This is a genomic window from Janthinobacterium sp. GW823-FHT03B06 (genome assembly GCF_058796955.1).
This window is the reverse complement of sequence record NZ_JBXAJE010000002.1, coordinates 546408-568305: the sequence shown is the minus strand read 5'-3', so window position 1 is coordinate 568305 and position 21898 is coordinate 546408. Positions and strand designations below refer to the sequence as shown.

Below are 21898 nucleotides of genomic sequence, written 5' to 3'. Positions count from 1 at the left end.
AGATTCTCTTGAGTGATATCAGTGTGTGCTGACGCGGGCGGTCAGACTTGCTTGCAATTGCTGAGCCGAAATCGGCTCCCCGGCAGCCCTCAGCGCGGAAATGGCCAGCATGCGGCCGTCTCCGCAGACGCCAAAGATGCAATTATCCACTACCGCCAAGCCTGGTGGCAAACTTCCTGCTGAATGCTTGCTTAAACGGGCTTTTTCGATGGTGTAAATAACATTGTTGACTTCGGTGAACGCGCCGGGATAGGGGGGCGCGACGGCCCGGTGCAGGTTGTACACCTGCTGCGCGGGTAACTTCCAGTCGATGCGGCCGTCTTCCGGCGTGCGGCCGCCAAAGTAGCCGCCCTGGCGTAAATCGTTGAGCTGGCGCGGCGCCGTGCCGTCCAGCAAGGCTGGCAGCACGTTCCACAAGGTTTGCTCCGCCGCCACCGTGACCTTGCCGAACACTTCGAATGCCGTGTCGTCGGGCAGGATGGGCACGGCCGTTTGCGCGACGATGGCGCCGGCGTCCGGCTTGACCGTCATTTCATGCAGGGTGGCGCCCGTCTCCGGGGCGCCATGCAGCACGGCCCAGTTGACGGGCGCGCGGCCGCGGAACTGCGGCAGCAGCGAGCCGTGCATATTGTAGGCGGGCGCGACTTCCAGGAGGCTGGCCGGCAGCATGTGGCGGTAGTAAAAGCTGAACAGCATGTCCGGCCTGGCCGCCTGCACCTGCGCCAGCAGCTCGGGCGCGCGCGCGTCCGCAGGCGTGATGTACGGGATGCCTTCGGCCTGGCACAGGCTGGCGACGGATTCGAACCACAGGTTTTCCGTGGGGCTGTCTTCGTGCGTGACGACGAGGGCAATATCGACGCCGCCGGCCAGCAGCACCTTGATGCAGCGCACGCCCACATTGTGGTAGCCGAAGACAACGGCGCGCGGGGCGCCCATCAGCGGCTCACCTGGCGCTTTTCCAGGCGCACGTACGATGGCGCCTCGGCTTCCGCCTGGACCATACCATCCTGCAGGATGGTTTGCACCACGTAGCGGGGACGGGCACGCACTTGCTGGAAGATGCGTCCCACGTATTCGCCCACCAGGCCGATGCCGAACAGGATCACGCCCATGAAGAAGAAGGCGATGGCGAACAGGGTGAACACGCCTTCGGCCTCCGCGCCCAGCAGGAAGCGGCGTACCAGCAGGAAGACCACCAGCAGCGCCGAGCCCAGCGACATCGCCATGCCCAGCATGGAAAAGATTTGCAGGGGAATCAGCGAAAAGCCCGTGACGAGGTCGAAATTGAGGCGGATCAGGCTGTACAGCGAATATTTCGACTCGCCGGCGGCCCTTTCCTCGTGCTCGACGGTGATTTCCGTGGGCTTGCGGGCGAACGTGTAGGCGAGGGCGGGCACGAAGGTGTTCACTTCGGCGCACTGGTTGACCAGGTCGATCACATTGCGGCCGTACGCGCGCAGCATGTTGCCCTGGTCCGTGATCTTGATGTTGGTGATGCGTTCGCGCAGGCGGTTCATCATCTTCGATGCCAGGGTGCGCCAGGCGGAATCTTGGCGCTTGCGCCGGATCGAGCCCACGTAATCGTAGCCTTCGCGCATCTTCGCCACCAGGTTGCCGATTTCTTCGGGCGGGTTCTGCAGGTCGGCGTCGAGCGTGACCATGATCTGCCCGCGCGAGGCTTCGAAGCCGGCCAGGATGGCCATGTGCTGGCCATAATTGCCGTTGAATAAGATCACGCGCGTGACGTCGGGGCGCTGGCGGAACTGTTCCGCCAGGATGGCCACCGAGTTGTCGCGGCTGCCATCATTGATGAAGATGATCTCGTAGCTCGTCTGCAAGGCATCGAGGGCCGGATACAGGCGGGCGAACAGGCTGGCCAGGCCATCCTGCTCGTTGTAGATCGGAATGATTACGGACAGTTCAGGTTTCATCGGCGCGCTGCTCATTTGATGAGAATGGATTTGACGGTGGCGACGGCGCGTTCCACGTCCTGTGTCGTCATGGCGTAGAACATCGGCAAGGTCACGGTCAGGCGGCCGATCTGTTCCGAGACGGGGAACATGCCCTCGGTAAAGCCGCGTTCGCGGTACATGGTAAACAGGTGGATCGGTGCGTAATGATAGCCCGTTCCCACGTTTTGCTGCGCCATGGCCTGCATGAACGCGGCGCGCGTGCCGGGGCCGTTGTCGGGCAGGATGATCTGGAACAGATGCCAGTTGCTGTTTTCAAAGTCCTGCACGGGCAGCCGGGCGCCGCTGGCCGCTTCGAAGTCGCTGCCGAACTGCGCGAAATAGTGGCGCGCCAGCGCGCGGCGGTGGGCCGTGATGGCGTCGATATTGGCGAACTGGCCCAGGCCGATGGCGGCCATGATGTCGCTCATGTTGTATTTGCCGCCCAGCACGTCGACGTCGATGCCGTCGACGCCGCTGCGGGTGACACCCTGCAGCCGGTATTTCTCGGCCAGCTTCGCTTCTTCCAGGTTGTTCAGGACGAGGCAGCCGCCTTCGCCCGTGGTGATGTTCTTGTTGGCCTGGAAGCTGAACGAGACGAAGTCGCCAAACGCGCCGATGCGCTTGCCTTTCCAGGTGGAGCCGAACGCCTGCGCCGCGTCTTCCACGACCCTTAAATTGTACTTTTCAGCAATCGCGTACAGGCGGTCCATGTCAACGGGCAGGCCGGACAGGTAGACGGGGATGATGGCTTTCGTACGCGGAGTGATGGCCGCTTCCAGCTTGTCGAGGTCGATATTCCGGGTGACGGGGTCGATGTCGGCAAACACGGGCGTGGCGCCCACTTCGATGATGACGTTGGCCGTCGCGACCCACGACACGGGCGTGGTGATGACTTCGTCGCCGGGGCCAATGCCGGCGATGCGCAGCGCGATTTCCATGGTGCACGTGCCCGAATTGAAGGTGCGCACGGGACGCCCGCCGAAATACTCGGACAGCTGGGCTTCGAATGCCTGCACTTTCGGGCCGCTGGTGATCCAGCCCGAGCGCAGCACCTCGCCGACGGCGGCGATGGTCGCCTCATCGATGGTGGGTTTGGAAAAAGGCAAAAAGGGCAGGGTAGAGGTCATGGGGCGCGGTTCTTGAGTCGGTATGGTGTCAGGGTATCTGTGTTGCCGAGGCTGCCGTACGGTGAAACGCGGCCGGCAGGCATGGCTATTTTATATCGTCAGTATGGCGGCGCAGCCGGTTCAGCGGTGAAAAAATCATGCCGATGCGGGGGCGGGGCAAGCTGGCCGGGGGCGCGATCCGTGCTGCCTCGCGCCCCAGTTAAACATTATTTGTTGGCAATGACCATGCGGCGCGCGTCCTCGGCAATGACACGCATGGGCACGCCACGTTGTTGCAATTCCTTGTAGCGGTCCAGGCTGATAATGGCCATGTCGCGCACGCCGGCGTTGGCATCGTTCGTCCATTGCGTGATGAAAGGCTCGATGTTCGGGATCGACAGTTCCGGCTGCTGTTTCAGGCCAAACGTGAATTCATCCCAGTAATCGACGAGGATCACGGGCCGCTGCAGGTAGTACGTCAGCGACTGTTCGTAGATGCCGACCGAATAGAGCTTGGTATCGGCCGTCAGTTCGGCCTGGATCTGCGGCAGCATGTCGGTGCCTGCGCGGTTCTGGCCATACAGTTCGGAGCCGGCCAGGATGCAGTGCGTGGCCAGGAAACCGGCGCCGGCGATCGTCAGCACCGTCATGTCGCGGCGCAGCTGGCGCGCATGCAGCAAGGCCAGGGCACCGCCGGCCAGGGCGAAGAAGCCGGCCGCCATCAGCCATGGCTGGTAGCCTTTCAATGCGATCAGTGCCGCCGGATCGCGCGCGCTGGCCTTGCTGAACGCGATCGGTCCGCCGATCAGGATGGCCGCGCCCAGCACGCACAGCAGGCCGGCGGCGAACAGGCGCTGGCGGCGCGACGCCGATTCCAGGTACAGCGCCACCAGCAATGCCAGCGCCGGGAAGATGGGCACGATATAGCCGGGCAGCTTCGAGGTCGAATAGCTGAAGAAGAAGAAAATGAAGACGGCCCAGACCAGCAGCATCAAACGGGGCTGAAAGGCGCCTTCCTGACGCTGGAAGGCGGCGGCCAGGCTTTGCGGCAGCAGGCCTATCCATGGCAGGATGCCGGGAATGAGCAGCACGAGGAAGTAATACCAGGCGCCTTCGCGCTTGTGGCCCTTCATCAGGAAGCGCTGGAAATGCTCGTGGATGAAGAAGAAATGCGGCTGCTCTGGATTGCGCAGGGCGACCAGCACGAACCACGGCGTGGCGATGGCAAAGAACACCAGCAAGCCCTTGACCAGGTGCAGACGCGTCCAGATGCGCCAGTCGCGCGCACACAGCGAATACAGCACCAGCACGGCGCCCGGCAGCACGATGCCGATCAGGCCCTTGGCCAGCACAGCCAGCGCCATGGCGGCCCAGCAGGCCAGCATCCAGTTGCGCCGCTCCGTCGCCGTGGCGTCGTCGCGCTGGGCGATCAGCAGGCTGCCCAGGGTCAGGGTCATCATGCCCGACAGGCCCATGTCCAGCGAATTGATCTGGCCGGAAGCGAGCCAGAACAGGCTCGACGCCAGCACCAGGCCCGCATACAGGCCCACGCGCGGGCCGAAGACCTTCTTGCCCGCATAGGCCGTCATGCACACGCCGATGATGCCGCACAGGCCGGTCCACAGGCGCGCCTGCCACTCGCCCAGGCCGAAGGCGGCGAAGGTCAGCGCATTCATCCACGTTTGCAGCGGCGGTTTTTCAAAGTACTTGATGCCGTTCAGGCGCGTGGTGATCCAGTCGCCCGTGACGAACATTTCGCGCGCCATCTCGGCGTAGCGGCCCTCGTCGGGCGGCACCAGGGTGCGCACGCCCAGCGCATACAGGGTGACGACGATGAAGATGCCGAGCAGGGACCACATCAGCACCCGCGACGAGTGCAGTTCGTTGACATTGATTTTCATGCAGGCTTGCCTGCGGCCGGGGCCAGGATCAGTGCCAGGGTGACTTTGCGGCCCTCGCCCATGAGGATGTTGTAGGTGCGGCAGGCAGCCTGGCTATCCATGCATTCGACGCCGATGCGGCGCATGGTCAGCGCGGCCGTCAGCTTCGGGTGCACGAAGCGCTGGCGCTCGCCCGTGCCGAGGATGACCACGTCGGGCGCATCGGCCAGGATTTGCGCGAAATGCGCCTCGTTCAATTGTTCGAAACTGTCCACTTCCCACGCGCGCGGCGGCGTTTCCGGCATGACGATCAGGCTGTAGTTGTACGGCTGGGCATTGATCTCGACGCCGTTTTCGTCATAGCCGGTGACAGTCTGGTATTGTTGGGTGCTGCTGGCGTGGAGTTTCATGGCGATATCGGGGCTGGTCGTGTCGGTTGATCGGTACGCGCGCGGCCAAACTGGGTGCCGCGGCCAAGGGCGTAAGCATGCCATAAATGACAGAAAAGAGCGACTGAAAAGCAACATCCTTTCCAATTTGCAATGTTCGGCGCCACAGTGGCGCTGCATGCTGGCGCCATGGTAATGCTGCAAGATTAAGGGAAGATGAAGATGGCGCCCGCCCGATAGTCGTCCAGCTGCGCCGGCGTGGCAGAATCGGCGTCAAATGCTGCAGTTCGCCATGTTTAATTTGATAAAATGGCCTGTTTTCGGCGAGAATGGTTGTTTTCGCCTTGCAGTCTTTCGCATCGCAGTTTCACGGGTTCATAGTTCTGGCGCGGCGGCCACGCTGCAAGCTCAAGTCTCCGCGCCGCATCACGACAGGGATTTATTTTGCGACCGATTCAGAAATCGAATAAATTGGCGGACGTCTGCTACGACATCCGCGGCCCGGTCCTGGAAAAATCCAGGCAAATGGAAGAAGAAGGCCACAAGATCACCAAGCTCAATATCGGCAATCTGGCCGTATTCGGCTTCGATCCGCCCGACGAGATCGTGCGCGACATGATGCTCAATCTGCAGAACGCGGCCGGCTATACGGATTCGAAAGGCATGTTCGCGCCGCGCAAGGCCGTCATGCACTACACGCAGGGCAAGAATATCGCCGGCGTGACCATCGATGACATTTACCTGGGCAATGGCGCTTCCGAACTGATCGTCATGTCGATGAACGCCCTGCTCAACAGTGGCGACGAAGTGCTGGTGCCGGCGCCCGATTATCCGCTGTGGACGGCCGCCGTCAGCCTGTCGGGCGGCAATCCCGTGCATTATGTGTGCGACGAGCAGAACGAGTGGTATCCCGACATCGAGGACATGCGCCGCAAGATCACGCCGCAGACCAAGGCGATCGTCGTCATCAACCCGAACAATCCGACGGGCGCGCTGTACCCGGTTTCCGTGCTGCTGCAGATCGTCGAACTGGCGCGCCAGCACCAACTGATCATTTTCGCCGACGAGATCTACGACAAGGTGCTGTACGACGAAGCCGAGCACGTGTCGATCGCCTCGCTGGCCGACGACGTGCTGTTCATTACCATGAACGGCCTGTCGAAGAATTACCGCTCCTGCGGCTACCGTTCCGGCTGGATGGTGGTCTCGGGCGAAAAGCGCCACGCCAAAGATTACATCGAGGGCCTCAACATGCTGGCCTCGATGCGGCTATGCGCCAATGCGCCGGGGCAGTTTGCCATCCAGACGGCGCTAGGCGGCTACCAGAGCATACAAGACCTGGTGGGGCCCGGCGGGCGCCTGTTGAAACAGCGCGACCTGGCGCACAAGCTGCTGACCGATATTCCGGGCGTCACCTGTGTCAAGCCGAAGGCCGCGCTGTACATGTTCCCGCGCCTGGACCCGGAGATCTACCCGATCGCCGACGACCAGCAGTTTGCCTATGAATTACTGGCCGAAGCCAAGGTCCTGATCGTGCAGGGCACGGGGTTCAACTGGATCGCGCCCGACCATTTCCGTGTCGTCTTCCTGCCCAACTCCGATGACCTGACCGAGGCCATGGGGCGCATTGCGCGCTTCCTCGAAGGCTATCGCAAGCGTCACGGCCGGGGCTGAAAGCCAGCAGCAATCTCGATCAACCTGGCGCCGCCCAAGGGGGCGCCACTTATGAGCAGTCAAGCACAACTATGAAATCCATCAAGATCGGCCTGCTGGGCCTGGGCAACGTCGGTTACGGCACGTTCAGCGTCCTGAAACGCAACCAGGAAGAAATCAAGCGCCGCGCGGGCCGCGGCATTGACGTCGTCGCCGTCGCCGTGCGCGACGTGGCGCGCGCCGAAGCGCTCGTCGCCGGCGGCTGCAAGGTCGTCAATGACCCTTACCTGATCGTCAACGATCCCGAGATCGACATCGTCGTCGAACTGATCGGCGGCTACGACCTGTCGAAAACCCTGGTGATGCAGGCCATCGCCAACGGCAAGCACGTGGTGACGGCCAACAAGGCGCTGCTGGCCGTGCACGGCAACGAAATCTTCGCCGCCGCCCAGGACAAGGGCGTGATGGTGGCCTTCGAGGCGGCCGTCGCCGGCGGCATCCCCATCATCAAGGCGCTGCGCGAAGGCTTGACGGCCAACCGCATCGAATGGATCGCCGGCATCATCAACGGCACCACCAATTTCATTCTGTCCGAGATGCGCGACAAGGGCCTCGATTTCGCCACCGTGCTGAAACAGGCGCAGGAACTCGGTTACGCGGAAGCCGACCCCACCTTCGACATCGAAGGCGTCGACGCCGCACACAAGGCCACCATCATGTCGGCCATCGCTTTCGGCATTCCGGTGCAGTTCGACAAGGCCTACGTGGAAGGCATCAGCAACCTCAATGCCGTCGACATCCGCTATGCCGAGCAGCTGGGCTACCGCATCAAGCTGCTGGGCATCACCAAGCGCGCCACCGTCAATGGCGTGGAAGGCATCGAGCTGCGCGTGCATCCGACCCTGATCCCGGCCAAGCGCCTGATCGCCAACGTGGAAGGCGCCATGAACGCGGTGCTGGTGCATGGCGACGCCGTCGGCGCCAGCCTGTATTCGGGCCGCGGCGCGGGCGCCGAGCCGACCGCTTCGTCGGTGATCGCCGACCTGGTCGACATCACGCGCCTGGCCACGGCCGATCCGGAACACCGCGTGCCGCACCTGGCGTTCCAGCCGAACGCGATGACCGATATCGCGATCTTGCCGATGTCGGAAATCACCACCAGCTACTACCTGCGCATGCACGTGGCCGACCAGCCGGGCGTGCTGGCCGACCTGACGCGCATCCTGGCCGAACGCGGCATCTCGATCGACGCCATGCTGCAAAAAGAGCCGGCCGAGGGAGAGACGCATACGGACATCATCATGCTGACGCACCAGACGCAGGAAAAGAACGTCACGGCCGCCATCGAGAAGATGGAAGCGTTGAACAGCGTGGTGGGCACGGTCACCAAGATCCGCCTGGAAAACCTCAGCTGATCGTTGTCAGCGATCCATGCAAAACGGCGCCCGCGGGCGCCGTTTTTTTATGCGTAATGTCGTCGGATTACGCCGCCGCACCGACGGGGCCCACGTCCATGCCGTCATAGCTGGCCAGTTGGTTGTCCTGCGCAAACGCCATCAGTTCGCCATTGCGCGCGTGCAGGCTGTCGACGCCGTGCACTTCGGCCTTTTCCACGTGCAGCACCCACACGGGCGGTGCCGCCGGATCGTCGAGTTCCGGCTGGTACAGTTCCACGGGGCGGTAGCCCTGCAGCGCCAGCAAGGTGGCGGCCTGTTCCAGCGGCTCGGACGTCGGGTTGGTGAAGTAATAGCCCCACAGCAGCGGCTGGGACAAATCCCACGGCGCGTTCTCGGCGATATTGGCAAACAGTTCGGTTACATCGTCTTTGGTCATCATGGCAAGGTGCCTTCTTAAAATCTCAGGGCGCGATCTTAGCATCCATGCCGCCTGCACGCCATTCGCCCATAAAAAAACCGGCTGTGCAGCCGGTTTCTTATCCGCCATTACATCGGCAGGAGATTCATTCGCGCAAGTGCGAATTAGAACTTGTAACGCAGGCCGATCGACAGCAGGTCGGCTTTCACTTTGGAGCCATCTTCGTTTGCTACTTTGCCGAAGTTTTCGTATTCCGCAACAGCCGACAGGTTTTTATTGATGTTGTAAGCAGCACCGATACCAAACAGGGCGGAAGTTTTGTTTTTCGACACGCTCTCGCTGAAATTGAGTTCGCTGACGGTGGCTTTGGTGCGGTTCTGCGATACGCCAGCCTTGGCGAACAGCGAGAACTGTTCGTTCAGTGGCAGGGTGCCGGTGGCGGCGACGTAGAATGCATGGCTTTTCACTTCCATTTTTCCGCCGTCAAATTTCTCTGTCAGTTTGCCGAAGTCGACATAGCCAGCTTCCGCGCCGAAGTTTTGCGTAAAGTCATAGCCAGCGTAAGCTTTGTAGCCGGTGTCGCTTTTTTTGATCGAATCAAATTCGTCCGATGCTTTCAATTCGGAACGGCCGACGTTAACGCCGACGTAAGCGCCTTCAGCTTGGGCGAACAATGGGAATGCCAGGGCGGCGCCAACAACTACTGCAAACAATTGCTTTTTCATATTAATCCTAGATAATTAATGCGGAGAGACTGCCTCGCCGCTTAATGGGAACCGAATTGTATAGGGATGAATATGTTTATGTAAGGCAATTATTTAAAAAATATTACAAATAATGTACTTGTTGTTTTGATGCAACATTCAATATCGAAGACATATCTGTCTGGCGCCTCATGCGGCGCCGCTGAAATGCACGCTGACTTTCAAGCCGTGCCCATTGGTCGCCGTCGCCAGTTCCAGCCTGGCGCCATGCAGGGCGGCGATGTCGCGCACGATGGCCAGGCCCAGTCCCGCGCCGCCCGGGTTGCTCTCGAGCGCCGTGCCGACGCGGTAGAACGGCGTAAACACGCGCTCGCGTTCGGCTGGCGGGATGCCGGCGCCGCTGTCTTCCACTTCCAGCACCGTTTCGTTTCCATGACCGCCCGCGCGCACGCGCAGGATCACGCTGCCGCCCTGTGGCGTGTAGCGCAGGGCGTTGTCGACCAGGTTGGCGACCAGTTCGTGCAGCAGCAGCGCCTGGCCATGCACGGGCGCTTCGTCGGGCGCTTCCAGCGACAGGTCGATATTTTTGGCGACGGCGGCCATGGCCATTTCCAGTCCCACCTGCTGCGCCACGTCGCGCAGCGCGACGGTGTCCATCGCCAGGTTTTCGCCGCCATGCTCGATGCGCGCCAGGGTCAGGAGGCGGTTGGCCAGCAGCACGGTTGAATCGGTGGTGACGGCGATCGAGCGCACGATGTCGCGCAGGGCGGCGATGTCCGGCGGCGCACCCGCCTGGCGGTCGCACTCGCGCATGGCCAGTTCGGCCTGGGTTTTCAGCACCGTCAACGGCGTGCGCAGCTGGTGCGAGGCGTCGGCGATGAAGCGGCGCTGACTGGCGATCAGCTGCTGCAGGCGCGACATGGAACCGTTCATGGCGCTCACCAGCGGACGCATTTCCTTGTGCACCAGCGCGGGATCGACGTCGGACAGGTCGGACAGGGTGCGCGTCTCGACTTCCATTTTCAAGCGCATCAGCGGGCGCAGCACCAGGCGCACGGCAAACCACACGAGGGCGCCCATCACCAGCACCATCGCCGCCTGCCAGATCAGGGTGTCGAACAGGATCTGGTTCGACAGGCCGCGCCGCGCGTCCAGCGTTTCGGCCACCTGGATCAGGGCGATGCCGCGCATCGAGTCGTCGTACACGGGCTGCAGCAGGGCGGCGATGCGGATCGGCTTGCCGTGGTAGTCGGCGTGGTAGAAGCGCACCAGTGCCGGATAATTCTGCGAACGGGGCACGTTTTTCGGCACGGGCGGCAAGTCGCCGTAGCCCGACACCAGTTCGCCGTTGATGCCCGTGACCTTGTAGTAGATGCGGCCCAGGGTATCGGTCTCGAAGCTGTCGAGCGCCACATAGGGCACTTCGGCCACGACCTTGCCGTTGACGATGGAGACGCGCTCGGCCAGCGCCCGCGTCGACGCCAGCAAGGAACGGTCGTAGGCCATGTCGGCCGCGTCGAGCGCGTTGCGGTAGACAAAAACGGCATCGAGCAGCACCAGCATGACCAGCGGGATGAGCAGCCAGCGCAGCAGCTGGCTGCGCAGGCTGCCCAGCGGCCGGCCCTGCGCCCAGCGCCGGCGCAGGCGCTCGAACAGGGGCCGGCTGGGGGCGCGCACGGTCATTTTGAGGCGGCGGGCGCCATCGCGCTGCGCGGCTGCAGCAGGTAGCCGATGCCGCGCAGGGTGGTGATGACGGCGCCGTCGGGCGAACCGCTTTCCACGCCGTTTTCCAGTTTCTTGCGCACGCGGTGGATATACAGTTCGATGGCGTCCAGGTTGGCGTCGTCGGCCAGCGCGAAGACTTCGTCGAACAGCTTTTCCTTCGAGACGGCGCGTCCCGAGCGCGTGATCAGCGCTTCGAGTACGGCGTGTTCGCGCGGCGTCAGGGGAAAAGGGGCGCCGGCATAGCTGAACATGCGCGTGACGGTGTCGAAACTGAGGGCGCCGCAGGTGTGCACGAGCGCTTCGTTGCCCTGGCTGCGGCGTAGCAGGGCTTTCACGCGCGCTTCCAGTTCGGCCAGTTCGAACGGCTTGGCCATGTAGTCGTCCGCGCCCAGGTTCAGGCCCTGCACCTTGTCATCGAGGCCGCCGCGCGCCGTGAGTATCATGACGGGAGTCTTGCCGCGCGTGCCGCCGCGCGCGCGCAGGCGGCGCAGCACGTCCAGGCCATCCATCTTCGGCAGGGAAAGGTCGAGCAGCACCAGGGAATATTCCTGCGTATGCAGCAGGGCGTCGGCATCGGCGCCGTTGTGGGCGGTCTCCACCGTCAGGTGCGCGTCGCGCAGGGCCTTTGCCAGCCAGTGCGACAGCTCCAGATGGTCTTCCACTAATAATATGCGCATGGTCTCCGCCATTCGTTTGAATTGGTGCAGTGTAAGCCTCTCGGCACGCCGCCGACAGGGGCCGCAATGAATTTGTTGGTATTGCCTGTGGCTGGCCGGCGACACCTGTCAGTCTGAAAGCGAATTGAAAGGATCACGATCATATAGTGTGATCCTGATTCATGAAATTGATCAGGCATATCACTAATAACTATATCTAAGGGAGACACTCTACATGAAGAAAACTGCATTCTCGCTGGCCGCCATGGCGGTACTCGCCGCCGCTGGCAGCGCCCACGCCCAGTCGAACGTCACCCTGTACGGCCGCCTGGACGCCGGCATCAGCAACACCAGCAACGCCGGTCCGAACAAAAGCTCGATGACGCAAGTCAGTTCGGGTGGCATGAACACCTCGCGCTGGGGCATCCTGGGCAGCGAAGATCTGGGCGGCGGCCTGAAAGCCGTCTTCAATCTGGAAGGCGGCATCCTGGTCGACACGGGCGCGGCCGACGGCGCGCTGTTCAAGCGCCAGGCCAACGTGGGCCTGGAAGGCGCGTTTGGCCGCGTCGTGCTGGGACGCTCGTTCACCACCGTGTACGACTTCGTGCTGCCATTCGATCCGATGGCCTATGCGCCGTTCTATTCGTGGGCCACTTCGGCCAACGCGTCGGGTCCGAGCAAGTATGGCATGACGACGGCCTTCGACAACATGGTCAAGTACTCGGGCAAGACGGGCGACTTCAGCTACGGCGCATCGTACGGCTTCGGCGAACAGTCGACGGGCAGCTCGGACAGCGCCAAGCTGTCGACGGCCGTTACCTACAAGACGGGTCCCGTCAGCCTGCTGGCCACGTATGAACAGGTGAACGGCAATGCCATCGCCGGCGGCGCGCGCGACAAGACCACCGTGTACCACCTGGGCGCCATGTACGACGACGGCCCGTGGAAAGTGCAGGCGGCGGCGCGCGACTACAAGCTCGATCCGGCAGCAGCCGGCAAGGCCGACGTGCGCGGCACCCTGTACTGGGGCGGCGTCAGCTACAAGACCACGCCGGTCATCACCCTGACGGGCGTGATCTACTACCAGGACGTGAAAAACGTGGCGGCGAGCCTCAATGCCGATCCGATCATGTACGTGGCGCGCGTGCGTTATGCCCTGTCCAAGCGCACGGACCTGTACGTGGCCGGCGCCTATGCCAAGGCCAAGCACAACCAGCTGGTCAGCCTGTCGCGTGACGATGCCGGTTTCGGCGACACGCAGCGCGGCCTGATCGCCGGCATCCAGCACCGCTTCTAAGGCATGACGATGCCGCGCACCGCGTTCCTGTCGCTGCTGCTGTTGTCGGCGCTGCTGCCCGCGCCGGCAACAGCCGCCGCGCCTGAAGTCGATTGCGTGGTGCCGTCCAAGCCGGGCGGCGCCATGGACCTGACCTGCAAGCTGGCGCAGAAAGGGCTGCTGCAGCCCGATCCGGCGGCGGCAGCGCCGTTCGCGTCCTCGGTGCGCATCAGCTATCTGCCCGGCGGCATCGGCGCGGTGGCGTGGCGTTCGATGGGCTCGCAGCGCCGGCGTGCCGAAGCCAACACCCTGGTGGTGTTTTCGGGCGGCTCGCTGCTGAACCTGGCGCAAGGCAAGTTCGGCAACGCCAAGACGGGCGACGTGCGCTGGGTGGCGGCGCTGGGCGCCGACTACGGCATGATCGCCGTGCGCAGCGACTCGCCCTACAAGACCCTGGCCGACCTGATCGCCGCGCTCAAGCGCCACCCCGACAAGGTGCTGATCGGCGTGTCCGGCACCATCGGCAGCCAGGACTGGCTGAAGATGGCGCTGGTGGCGCGCAAGGCCGGCATCGACCCGAAAGTGCTGCGCTTCGTGGCACTGGAAGGTGGCGGCGAAATATTTACGGCGATGCAGGCCGATTACGTGCAGGTGATGTCGGGCGACACCTCGGAAGCGACCCTGAATGCGGGCGACAGCCATGCGCGCGTGCTGGCGGTGCTGTCGGAAAAGCGCCTGCCCGGCGTGCTGTCCGGCGTACCGACGGCGCGCGAGCAGGGCATCGACGTGGTGTGGCCCATCATCCGCGGCGTGTGGATGGGGCCACAGGTGCCGGAAGCGGATTACCAGCGCTGGGTGGCCAGTTTTGAACGCGCCATGGCCACGCCGCAGTTTGCCCAGTGGCGCACGCAGGCGGGCATGTATCCGTTCGCGCTGACGGGCGACAAATTGACGCAGTACGTGAACCAGGCGGTCGAACGCTATTCCAGGCAGGCCGCCGAACTGGGCCTGATGCGCTGAAGCCAATAGCAAACCATACAACAATCACAGACGGAGACAAACCATGCAAACCAAGACCATACTCGCCATCGCCCTGGCAGCCGCTTTTGCGGGTACCACCGGCGCCGCCTTCGCCCAGGTGCCGGCAGGTTATCCGGCCGACTACCAGAAGATCATCGACGCGGCCAAGAAGGAAGGCAAGGTGGTGATCTACAGCGCCACCGACAGCAAGGCCGCCGCGCCGCTGATCAAGGATTTCAGCGCGCTGTATCCGGGCATCTCGGTTGAATACAACGACATGAATTCGACGGAAGTGTATAACCGCTTCATTTCCGAAGTAGCCGCCGGCGGCAATACGGCCGACGTGATGTGGTCGTCGGCGATGGACTTGCAGATGCGCCTGGCCTCCGACGGCTACGCCCTGAAATACAAGTCGGTCGAAGCGGCGAAGATCCCCGGCTGGGCCATGTGGGACGACCAGGCCTATGGCACCACGTTCGAGCCGGCCGCCATCGTCTACAACAAGCGCCTGCTCGATCCGAAGGAAGTGCCGAAGAATCACGACGACTTCGTCAAGCTGATCGCCACGCCGAAATTCAAGGACAAGGTCACCACCTACGACATCGAAAAGTCGGGCGTCGGCTTCATGTTCATGGCGCAGGATGCGAAGGAATATCCGCAATTCCTGGCGCTGCAAAATGCGTTCGGCACGGCCAAGGTGCGCGTGCAGTCGTCGACGGGCACCATGATGGAGCGCATCTCGTCCGGTGAAAACCTGATCGGCTACAACGTGCTCGGCTCCTACGCCCTGGTGCGCGCCAAGACCGATCCGTCGATCGGCGTGGTGCTGCCCAAGGATTACACCTTGATCCTGTCGCGCGTGCAGTTCATCAACAAGAATGCGAAGAACGTCAACGCCAGCAAGCTGTGGCTCGATTACATCCTGTCGCACCGCGGCCAGACCATCATCGCCAACGGCGCCAAGCTGTTCGCCATCCGCGCCGACGTCACGGGCGAAACGACATCGGCGGAACTGATCAAGGAAATCGGCGCGGCCAACGTCAAGCCGATTCCCGTGCACCCGATCATCCTGCAATTTCTGGGACCTGCCAAGCGCATGGCGTTCCTGAAGCAGTGGAAAGAGACCGCCGGCAAGAAGTAAAAATAGCCAATGCCGTCTTGGCCGCCCGCGAGCCTGGCTTGCGGGCGCACGCCGCACCCTTCATTCATTGGATTCATCATGCAAACTGCTATCTTGCCGCTGCCTGCACGGTCGCGCTCTCCCTTGTCGCGCCTGAACTGGCCGCGCGGTGTGGTCGTGGCGATCACGCTGGTCGCCATCTTCCTGCCGCTGTTCCTGATTTTTTACCAGAGCTTTTTGAACGCGCCGTTTTTCATGCCCGTGCGCGAATTTGGCTTTGATTCCTACCGTTTCATCTTCGATGATCCCGATTTCGCCATGGCCTTCAAGAATGGCCTGATGCTGGCCTTCGGTCTGACCGTGATCGCCGTGCCGCTGGGCGGCATGCTGGCCTTTTTGATGGTGCGCACGGACCTGCCTGGCCGCGGCTGGGTGGCCCCGATGCTGCTGGTGCCGATCTTTGTTTCGCCGATGGTGATGGGCTTCGGCTACGTCGTCTCGATGGGGCCCGTGGGCTTCTATTCGATCTGGGCCAAGGAGCTGCTCGGCTTCGTGCCCTGGAATATTTACTCCTTCACCAGCATCGTCATCATCGCCGGCCTGACGCACGTGCCGCACGTCTATCTGTACGCTTCGTCGGCCCTGAAAAGCCTGGGTTCGGACGTCGAGGAAGCGGCCCGCGTGGCCGGCGCCTCGCCGATCCAGGTGATGCTCAACGTGTCGCTGCCGATGATCATGCCGGCGCTGGCGTATGCGGGCGTGCTGGTATTTTTCCTCGGCTTCGAGGTGTTCGGCCTGGTGCTGGTGCTCGGCGATCCGGAAGGCCACCTGGTGCTGCCGACCTATCTGTACAAACTGACGAACAAGCTCGGTACGCCGTCGTATCACCTGATGGCCGCCGTCGCCGTCTGCCTGGTGATGGTGACCATGCCGCTGGTGATGATACAGCGCTGGCTGCTCAAATCCGCCAACAAATATGTGTCGATCAAGGGCAAGGGCGCGCGCAGCAAGGCCATGCCGCTGGGCCGCTGGAAGTGGCTGGCGTTCGCTTTGCTGGCGGGCTGGCTGATCTTCACCATCATCCTGCCGTTGACGGGTATCGTGCTGCGCTCCTTCGTGCAGTACTGGGGCGAGGGCGTGCACCTGGCCGACGTCTTGACCTTGCAGCATTTCCGCGACATTTTCGACCAGCCATCGCTGGTGCGCGGCATCGTCAACACCATCCTGATCGGCGTCGTCGGCGGCGCGCTGGCCGTCGGCTGCTACAGCTTCATCGCGCTGGCCATGCACCGCAAGCAGGACGGCATCACGCGCCTGCTCGATTACAGCGTGCTGGTGCCGCGCGCCGTGCCGGGCCTCTTGGCCGGCCTGTCGTTCCTGTGGGTCTTCCTGTTCGTGCCGGCCTGGCTTGACGGCATCTTGAAAGGCATGGATAACGGCGTGGCCCTGTGGCTGAGCGGCCATGTGATCCCTGTGCTGCGCGAAGTGCGCTCGACGATTTTCGCCCTGTGGCTCGCGTATTCGGTGGTGTGGATGGCCTACGGCATGCGCCTCATTTCCACGGCGCTGCTGCAGGTGGGGCCGGAGCTGGAAGAGGCGGCGCGCGCCGTCGGCGCCAGCCGCGGCCAGGTGACGCGCGACGTGACCCTGCCGCTGATCAAATACGGCTTGCTGGGCGCCTGGCTGATGGTGTTCCTGATCTTCGAGCGCGAATACTCGACGGGCGTGTACCTGCTCTCGCCGGGCACGGAAGTGATCGGCGCCATGCTGGTATCGCTGTGGGCAGGCGGCTCGACCGACCTGGTGGCGGCGCTGTCCTTCATCAATATCACCCTGGTGGCCATCGGCCTGGGCATCGCGCTGCGCTTCGGCGTGAAGTTGCATAACTAATTAGAAAATGAGACCACATCATGAATGAATTGACCGTCAATGAACTGCACCTGGACTATGGCACGGGCGCTGCCGCCAACCAGATACTGAAGGGTGTCTCGATGCACCTGCAAAAAGGCGAAGTGGTCGCCCTGCTGGGGCCTTCGGGCAGCGGCAAGACCACCTTGCTGCGCGCTGTGGCGGGACTGGAAAGCCCGAAGGCGGGCACGATCCAGATCGGCGAGCGCAATGTCTTCGACGGCGCGCAGCATTTCGAGATGCCGGCCGAGCACCGCAACCTGGGCCTGGTGTTCCAGTCGTACGCGCTGTGGCCGCACAAGACCGTGTTCGACAACGTCGCCTATGGCCTCAAATTGCGCAAGATGGGCAGCACGGAGATCGCCGCGCGCATCAAGGAAGTGCTGACGCAGCTGGGCCTGGGGCACTTGGGCGAACGCTATCCGCATCAGCTGTCCGGCGGCCAGCAGCAGCGCGTGGCGATCGCCCGTGCGCTGGTGTACAACCCGCCCGTGATCCTGCTCGACGAACCGCTGTCGAACCTGGACGCCAAGCTGCGCGAAGAAGCGCGCGCCTTCCTGCGCGAACTGATCGTGCGCCTGGGCCTGTCCGCGCTGATGGTGACGCATGACCAGGGCGAAGCGATGGCCATTTCCGACCGCATCCTGCTGCTCAATAACGGCAAGATCGAGCAGCAGGGCACGCCGCAAAGCATGTATGAAACGCCGGACACCCTGTTTACGGCCGAATTCATGGGCAGCAACAACCGCCTGCCCGGCAAGGTGGTGCAGCGCGAGGGCAGCGCCGTGCGCCTGCTGGTCGACGGCGCCTCCATGCAGGGCGTGGCGCGCGGCGCCAACGTGGGCACGGAAGTGACGACCATGATACGCGTCGAGGAAGTGAAGATCAGCGCCACGCAGGTGGACAACGCCATCGAGCTGCCGCTGCTGACCTGCATGTACTTGGGCGACCGCTGGGAATGCCTGTTCGAGCGCGGCGGCGCCGAGAACATCAGCCTGCGCGCGTATTCGCGCCACAAGCTCGACGCGGGCAAGTACTGGCTGCACATGCCGGCCGATAAGCTCTGGGTGTTTTAACGGTGCCGTGGTGGCCGCGCTGGCGCGCCTTTGCTGCCGCGCTGGCCGCCGGGCTGGCGGGCGCCGCCATCTGCCTGTGGCTACACACGCCGCTGCCGTGGATGATCGGCCCCCTGTTTGCCACGGCCGCACTGCGCCTGGCAGGGCGCGAACTGGCCTGCCCCGTGCGCGTGCGCGTGCGCGAGGCGGGCCAGTGGGCCATCGGCACGGCCCTGGGCCTGTATTTCACGGCGCCCGTGCTGGCCGTCCTCATTCTCTATATGCCGTGGATCGCCGGCGCCGTGCTGTTCGCGCTGGCGCTGGGGGCGTCTGGCGCCATGCTGCTGCGGCGCCTTTCCGGCGTCGACCAGGCCACCGCCTTCTTTGCCATGGCTGTCGGCGGCGCGTCCGAGATGGCGGTGCAGAGCGAGCGCCATGGCGCCGATGTGGGCAAGGTCGCCGCCGCGCACAGTTTGCGCATGATGCTGGTGGTGGCGACCATTCCCTTCGGCGTGCGCTACTGGGGCAGCCATGGCCTGGCCGCGGGGCATGAAAGCTTCGTGCCGGGCGCCGCTCTGGTCGACTATGGCGGGCTGGCGCTGCTGGTCGGCATCACGGTGCTGGCGGCCCTCGTCTTCAAGCGGGGCCAGTTGCCCAATGCCTGGGTCATCGGCCCGTTGCTGGCCGCGCTGTTGCTGACGGCGTGCGGCATCCATCTGTCGCGCCTGCCCGAATGGATGATACGCGCGGGCCAGCTGTTCATCGGCATCGCCCTGGGCACGCGCTTGAGTCCCGCCTTCCTGCATGCCGCTCCCCGCTACCTGGCCGGCGTTGCCCTGTGCAGTGTCCTGATGCTGCTGGCGGCCGCTTTCGGACTGGGCTTGGCGCACTGGCTGGGCATCCATCCGGGCACGGCCATCCTGGCCACTTCGCCCGGCGGCATCGCGGAAATGTCGCTGACGGCCAAGGCCCTGCAGTTGGGCGTGCCCATCGTCACGGCGTTCCACGTGGCGCGCATGGTGGTGCTGGTATTGCTGACGGGGCCGCTGTTCCGCCTGCTGCGGCGCCCTTAGTTCCGCACGACGATTTCCTGCACCTGCGGTTCGCGCTGGCGCATGAAGCGCACGATGGAGTCGACGGTGACGACGTCGATCTGGCGCGTCATGCGGCGCTCGAACGGGTGATCGTCGAAGGCGATATTCGCGCGGAACATGCGCGCGCCCAGTCGCGTGGCGGCGGGGATGCTCAGCGTTTGCGGCGCGTAGCTGGCGCTGCGCAGCCAGCCTTGCGCTTCGGCGCGCGTTTCGATCTTGCCGGGTTCGTTGCTGGCGGCGGCCAGGGTTTCCAGCACCCACTGGTTCGAGTTCTGGTACTTGGTGGAAAACGGGTAGGCCAGCATATTGTAGTGCGGCTCATGCAGGCGCTTGGGCGTGTTGCTGGTCAGCAGGCGCACCAGTTGCTGCTGCGTATCCTGGCCGGGAATCAGGATCAGCGTTTCGTATATGAACACGTCATCCATGAAGAAATTGCCCAAGCCTTCGTTGTACAGCGACGACTGCGCCGTGCCGCATTCATTGAGTTCATGCACCACCAGCCAGCGCCCTTTCGGATGGTCGCGCCAGGCCAGCGCCATGTGCGAATAGCGCAAATGGTACTTCGACAGGTCCTGGCCGGCACGCGCCACCAGCGCCACCTGCGCGCCCGAGGCGTCGAGCGCCTGCAGGGTCTTTTGCGCCAGGTCCATCGATTTCACGAGGGTGGTCGCATCCGTTTGCTTTTCCTCGCACGAGCGCCCCGCATGGGCGGTGCCGGCCAGGGCCAGGCTGAGAACAATGACGGTCAGGCGTTTCATGGGGTTCACGCTTTCGAATGGTGGAGGATGGCGTTGCCGGCCGCGTTCGGCACATAGGCGATGGCCTTGCCCGACAGCATCAGCATGTGGCCCGTCGAGACGGCCACTACCTTGACGGGCGTGCCGGCTGACAGCGACAGGCCTTGCATGGCTTTCTGGCTCAGCTTGACGGAAGCCGTGGCGGCGGACGATGCGCCCGTGGCCGCGCTTTTGAGCACGAGCACGCTGCCGTCGGCCACGTCTTCCACCTTGTCGATGACGATTTCACCGGCGGCGGCCAGCACCGACATGGAGCCGACCAGCACGATGGCCGAGGCCATGCTGGCGTTGTCGGACGCGTTGGTGGTGTCGGAGTTGGCTTGGGCCAGCGGCGCCATGGTGGCGGCGCACAGCAGGGTCATGGCGAGTATGTGTTTCATGGAGGTCCTGTTGTCGGTATTACGCTTTGGAATGGTGCAGCAGCGCCTTGCCCAATTCGTTCGGGATGAAGGCGATGGCCTTGCCGGACAGGACCAGCATGTGGCCGGTGGACAGCGCCACCACATTGACCACGGTGCCGGCCGCCAGCGACAGGCCCTTGGCCGCTTGCGTGCTCATCTGGATGGATGCGCCGCCCGCTTCGGAAGCGCCTTTCAGCACGATGACGATGCCTTCGCCCACTGTTTCCACGCTGGCAACGACGACCTGGCCGGAGGCGACCAGCATCGACATGGACCCGGCGACGACGATGGCGGAACCGTCGCTGAGGTTTTGCGAGCCTTTCGACAGGTTCTCCGAGGCGGCGGCGTGCACCAGGCCGGGAGCGGCCAAGGAAAGCGTCAACAGCGACAGGGACAGGCAGAGGGGCAGCAGGCGTTTCATGTGTTTCTCCTTCAAGTGTGCCAAGTGGCAACGCCATCATTGTAGACTGTGGGCAATTGGTCAATGAAAACGCTACTCGTAGCGGGCAGGCATACCGCAGGTAGCGTATTGCGCTACTTTTTTGCTGCTGGAACCGATGCTATTTTTATAAAGGAAGTGCATGCCGCAAACCCACGCCCTGATCGAGGCCTTGAAACGCTTGTTGAAAGCGCGTTCCGTCACGTATGCCGAGCTGGCCCAGCGCATCGGCGTGTCCGAAGCCAGCGTCAAGCGGATGTTTTCGCAGAAGCAATTTACCCTGCAGCGGCTGGACCAGATCCTGGTGGCCATCGGCAGCGATTTCCAGCAGCTGGCGCTGGCCGTGCAGTCAGCCCAGGCCGCGCCCACCCTGATCACGGGCCTGACGTATGCGCAGGAAAAGGAAATCATCGAAGACACCCGGCTGTTCGTGGTGGCCGTCTCCGCCCTGAACCTGCTGCCGCTGGAGCAGATCGTCGCCATCTACGACATCAGCGAAGCGCAAGCCGTGAAATACCTGCTGCGTCTCGACAAGATCGGTTTTCTGGAACTGCTGCCGAATAACCGGGTCAAACTGCTGGTGGCGCGCACGTTTGCGTGGATACCGAACGGTCCCATCCACACCTATTTCAAAAAGGAAGCCTATGGCGACTATCTGAATTCGCAATTCGATGGCGAAACGGAATTGCTGCGCCTGGTGAACGTGATGCTGTCGAAGAAATCCACGGCAGCCTTGCTGGAGCGCTTGAAGCAAGTGGCGGTGGAATTTTCGCAGCAGCACCAGGAAGACGCGCGTCTGCCTGGTGACGAGCGCCTGGCCATCAGCTTCATGCTGGCGGCACGTCCCTGGATGCCGCAGACGTTCAAGGCGCTGCTGCGGCAGTGAGGCAGCAATGTCGCGGCCAAGC

The 21898-nt window shown here is 63.1% G+C and carries 21 protein-coding genes; 9 read left to right on the top strand and 12 right to left on the bottom strand.

Annotation, left to right across the window (positions count from 1 at the left end; all coding sequences use genetic code 11):
• Positions 1 to 18: 18 nt before the first annotated feature.
• The 5 genes from AC1RBA_RS08520 to AC1RBA_RS08500 form a co-directional block, all read right to left on the bottom strand.
• Entirely contained in the window at positions 19 to 936 is a 918-nt protein-coding gene (locus tag AC1RBA_RS08520) for a formyltransferase (protein ID WP_492417639.1), read from the bottom strand.
• Positions 936 to 1931 (bottom strand): glycosyltransferase, encoded by a 996-nt coding sequence (locus tag AC1RBA_RS08515; protein WP_070219204.1) that lies wholly within the window; start codon positions 1929 to 1931, stop codon positions 936 to 938. The genes AC1RBA_RS08520 and AC1RBA_RS08515 overlap by 1 nt, the downstream gene beginning before the upstream one ends.
• 11 nt (positions 1932 to 1942) lie before the next feature.
• A complete protein-coding gene (locus AC1RBA_RS08510; RefSeq protein WP_070311124.1) occupies positions 1943 to 3079 on the bottom strand; it encodes a DegT/DnrJ/EryC1/StrS family aminotransferase in 1137 nt (378 codons plus the stop codon).
• A 206-nt stretch (positions 3080 to 3285) separates the two neighbouring features.
• Positions 3286 to 4959, bottom strand: a complete 1674-nt coding sequence (locus tag AC1RBA_RS08505) for a glycosyltransferase family 39 protein (RefSeq protein WP_230505768.1) — start codon at positions 4957 to 4959, stop codon at positions 3286 to 3288.
• The gene (locus AC1RBA_RS08500; RefSeq protein ID WP_070219140.1) at positions 4956 to 5348 is read right to left on the bottom strand and encodes an Mth938-like domain-containing protein; all 393 of its coding nucleotides are present in this window, start codon (positions 5346 to 5348) and stop codon (positions 4956 to 4958) included. Before AC1RBA_RS08500 ends, AC1RBA_RS08505 begins: the two co-directional genes overlap by 4 nt.
• Positions 5349 to 5771: 423 nt before the next feature.
• Between AC1RBA_RS08500 and AC1RBA_RS08495 the strand changes: the two genes are divergently transcribed.
• Together AC1RBA_RS08495 and AC1RBA_RS08490 are read left to right on the top strand one after the other, a co-directional pair.
• Positions 5772 to 7001, top strand: a complete 1230-nt coding sequence (locus AC1RBA_RS08495) for a pyridoxal phosphate-dependent aminotransferase (RefSeq protein ID WP_034750427.1) — start codon at positions 5772 to 5774, stop codon at positions 6999 to 7001.
• Between the two features lie 71 nt (positions 7002 to 7072).
• Positions 7073 to 8395: a homoserine dehydrogenase gene (locus tag AC1RBA_RS08490; protein ID WP_070219142.1), complete on the top strand. Its 1323-nt coding sequence runs from the start codon at positions 7073 to 7075 to the stop codon at positions 8393 to 8395.
• Positions 8396 to 8462: 67 nt separating this feature from the next.
• On the opposite strand, the gene AC1RBA_RS08485 is transcribed toward AC1RBA_RS08490, so the two are convergent.
• The 4 genes from AC1RBA_RS08485 to AC1RBA_RS08470 form a co-directional block, all read right to left on the bottom strand.
• Complete coding sequence (locus tag AC1RBA_RS08485; RefSeq protein WP_121670160.1) at positions 8463 to 8816, bottom strand: ribonuclease E inhibitor RraB; 354 nt, start codon at positions 8814 to 8816, stop codon at positions 8463 to 8465.
• A gap of 143 nt (positions 8817 to 8959) precedes the next feature.
• The gene (locus AC1RBA_RS08480; RefSeq protein WP_070290554.1) at positions 8960 to 9520 is read right to left on the bottom strand and encodes an outer membrane beta-barrel protein; all 561 of its coding nucleotides are present in this window, start codon (positions 9518 to 9520) and stop codon (positions 8960 to 8962) included.
• A gap of 168 nt (positions 9521 to 9688) precedes the next feature.
• Positions 9689 to 11182, bottom strand: coding sequence for a sensor histidine kinase (locus AC1RBA_RS08475; protein ID WP_070290555.1), 1494 nt, complete (start codon positions 11180 to 11182; stop codon positions 9689 to 9691).
• Positions 11179 to 11901 (bottom strand): response regulator, encoded by a 723-nt coding sequence (locus AC1RBA_RS08470; RefSeq protein WP_070219206.1) that lies wholly within the window; start codon positions 11899 to 11901, stop codon positions 11179 to 11181. The genes AC1RBA_RS08475 and AC1RBA_RS08470 overlap by 4 nt, the downstream gene beginning before the upstream one ends.
• A 214-nt stretch (positions 11902 to 12115) precedes the next feature.
• Here AC1RBA_RS08470 and AC1RBA_RS08465 point away from each other — a divergent pair, with 214 nt between their 5' ends.
• From AC1RBA_RS08465 to AC1RBA_RS08440, 6 genes are all read left to right on the top strand, one after another.
• Positions 12116 to 13177 carry a porin gene (locus AC1RBA_RS08465; protein WP_230505770.1) on the top strand — a complete coding sequence of 354 codons (1062 nt, stop codon included), beginning with the start codon at positions 12116 to 12118 and terminating at the stop codon, positions 13175 to 13177.
• Between the two features lie 3 nt (positions 13178 to 13180).
• Positions 13181 to 14176 (top strand): Bug family tripartite tricarboxylate transporter substrate binding protein, encoded by a 996-nt coding sequence (locus tag AC1RBA_RS08460; RefSeq protein WP_492417635.1) that lies wholly within the window; start codon positions 13181 to 13183, stop codon positions 14174 to 14176.
• A 43-nt stretch (positions 14177 to 14219) separates the two neighbouring features.
• The gene (locus tag AC1RBA_RS08455; RefSeq protein ID WP_070219147.1) at positions 14220 to 15317 is read left to right on the top strand and encodes an ABC transporter substrate-binding protein; all 1098 of its coding nucleotides are present in this window, start codon (positions 14220 to 14222) and stop codon (positions 15315 to 15317) included.
• Positions 15318 to 15395: 78 nt separating this feature from the next.
• A complete protein-coding gene (locus tag AC1RBA_RS08450) occupies positions 15396 to 17186 on the top strand; it encodes an ABC transporter permease (protein ID WP_070219148.1) in 1791 nt (596 codons plus the stop codon).
• A gap of 20 nt (positions 17187 to 17206) precedes the next feature.
• Positions 17207 to 18280, top strand: a complete 1074-nt coding sequence (locus tag AC1RBA_RS08445; RefSeq protein WP_070311109.1) for an ABC transporter ATP-binding protein — start codon at positions 17207 to 17209, stop codon at positions 18278 to 18280.
• Positions 18281 to 18282: 2 nt separating this feature from the next.
• Positions 18283 to 19332 (top strand): AbrB family transcriptional regulator, encoded by a 1050-nt coding sequence (locus AC1RBA_RS08440; RefSeq protein WP_492417633.1) that lies wholly within the window; start codon positions 18283 to 18285, stop codon positions 19330 to 19332.
• Here the strand turns inward: AC1RBA_RS08440 and AC1RBA_RS08435 are convergent.
• Genes AC1RBA_RS08435 through AC1RBA_RS08425 form a run of 3 tightly spaced genes read right to left on the bottom strand, consistent with a single transcriptional unit; the run spans position 19329 to position 20972 of the window.
• A complete protein-coding gene (locus AC1RBA_RS08435; protein WP_492417632.1) occupies positions 19329 to 20111 on the bottom strand; it encodes a DUF2145 domain-containing protein in 783 nt (260 codons plus the stop codon). The genes AC1RBA_RS08440 and AC1RBA_RS08435 overlap by 4 nt on opposite strands.
• A 5-nt stretch (positions 20112 to 20116) precedes the next feature.
• A complete protein-coding gene (locus AC1RBA_RS08430; protein WP_492417630.1) occupies positions 20117 to 20530 on the bottom strand; it encodes a hypothetical protein in 414 nt (137 codons plus the stop codon).
• Between the two features lie 19 nt (positions 20531 to 20549).
• Complete coding sequence (locus tag AC1RBA_RS08425) at positions 20550 to 20972, bottom strand: hypothetical protein (RefSeq protein WP_492417629.1); 423 nt, start codon at positions 20970 to 20972, stop codon at positions 20550 to 20552.
• Between the two features lie 160 nt (positions 20973 to 21132).
• Between AC1RBA_RS08425 and AC1RBA_RS08420 the strand changes: the two genes are divergently transcribed.
• Positions 21133 to 21876 (top strand): helix-turn-helix domain-containing protein, encoded by a 744-nt coding sequence (locus AC1RBA_RS08420; RefSeq protein ID WP_070219154.1) that lies wholly within the window; start codon positions 21133 to 21135, stop codon positions 21874 to 21876.
• Positions 21877 to 21898 lie beyond the last annotated feature (22 nt).

Bases quoted from the DNA above. Each gene is read 5' to 3' on its own strand.
- AC1RBA_RS08475 (WP_070290555.1), bottom strand. From the start codon at position 11,182: ATGACCGTGCGCGCCCCCAGCCGGCCCCTGTTCGAGCGCCTGCGCCGG.
- AC1RBA_RS08430 (WP_492417630.1), bottom strand. From the start codon at position 20,530: ATGAAACACATACTCGCCATGACCCTGCTGTGCGCCGCCACCATGGCG.
- AC1RBA_RS08485 (WP_121670160.1), bottom strand. From the start codon at position 8,816: ATGATGACCAAAGACGATGTAACCGAACTGTTTGCCAATATCGCCGAG.
- AC1RBA_RS08450 (WP_070219148.1), top strand. From the start codon at position 15,396: ATGCAAACTGCTATCTTGCCGCTGCCTGCACGGTCGCGCTCTCCCTTG.
- AC1RBA_RS08480 (WP_070290554.1), bottom strand. From the start codon at position 9,520: ATGAAAAAGCAATTGTTTGCAGTAGTTGTTGGCGCCGCCCTGGCATTC.
- AC1RBA_RS08490 (WP_070219142.1), top strand. From the start codon at position 7,073: ATGAAATCCATCAAGATCGGCCTGCTGGGCCTGGGCAACGTCGGTTAC.
- AC1RBA_RS08435 (WP_492417632.1), bottom strand. From the start codon at position 20,111: ATGAAACGCCTGACCGTCATTGTTCTCAGCCTGGCCCTGGCCGGCACC.
- AC1RBA_RS08460 (WP_492417635.1), top strand. From the start codon at position 13,181: ATGACGATGCCGCGCACCGCGTTCCTGTCGCTGCTGCTGTTGTCGGCG.
- AC1RBA_RS08505 (WP_230505768.1), bottom strand. From the start codon at position 4,959: ATGAAAATCAATGTCAACGAACTGCACTCGTCGCGGGTGCTGATGTGG.
- AC1RBA_RS08465 (WP_230505770.1), top strand. From the start codon at position 12,116: ATGAAGAAAACTGCATTCTCGCTGGCCGCCATGGCGGTACTCGCCGCC.
- AC1RBA_RS08520 (WP_492417639.1), bottom strand. From the start codon at position 936: ATGGGCGCCCCGCGCGCCGTTGTCTTCGGCTACCACAATGTGGGCGTG.
- AC1RBA_RS08470 (WP_070219206.1), bottom strand. From the start codon at position 11,901: ATGCGCATATTATTAGTGGAAGACCATCTGGAGCTGTCGCACTGGCTG.
- AC1RBA_RS08425 (WP_492417629.1), bottom strand. From the start codon at position 20,972: ATGAAACGCCTGCTGCCCCTCTGCCTGTCCCTGTCGCTGTTGACGCTT.
- AC1RBA_RS08510 (WP_070311124.1), bottom strand. From the start codon at position 3,079: ATGACCTCTACCCTGCCCTTTTTGCCTTTTTCCAAACCCACCATCGAT.
- AC1RBA_RS08515 (WP_070219204.1), bottom strand. From the start codon at position 1,931: ATGAAACCTGAACTGTCCGTAATCATTCCGATCTACAACGAGCAGGAT.
- AC1RBA_RS08455 (WP_070219147.1), top strand. From the start codon at position 14,220: ATGCAAACCAAGACCATACTCGCCATCGCCCTGGCAGCCGCTTTTGCG.
- AC1RBA_RS08445 (WP_070311109.1), top strand. From the start codon at position 17,207: ATGAATGAATTGACCGTCAATGAACTGCACCTGGACTATGGCACGGGC.
- AC1RBA_RS08420 (WP_070219154.1), top strand. From the start codon at position 21,133: ATGCCGCAAACCCACGCCCTGATCGAGGCCTTGAAACGCTTGTTGAAA.
- AC1RBA_RS08500 (WP_070219140.1), bottom strand. From the start codon at position 5,348: ATGAAACTCCACGCCAGCAGCACCCAACAATACCAGACTGTCACCGGC.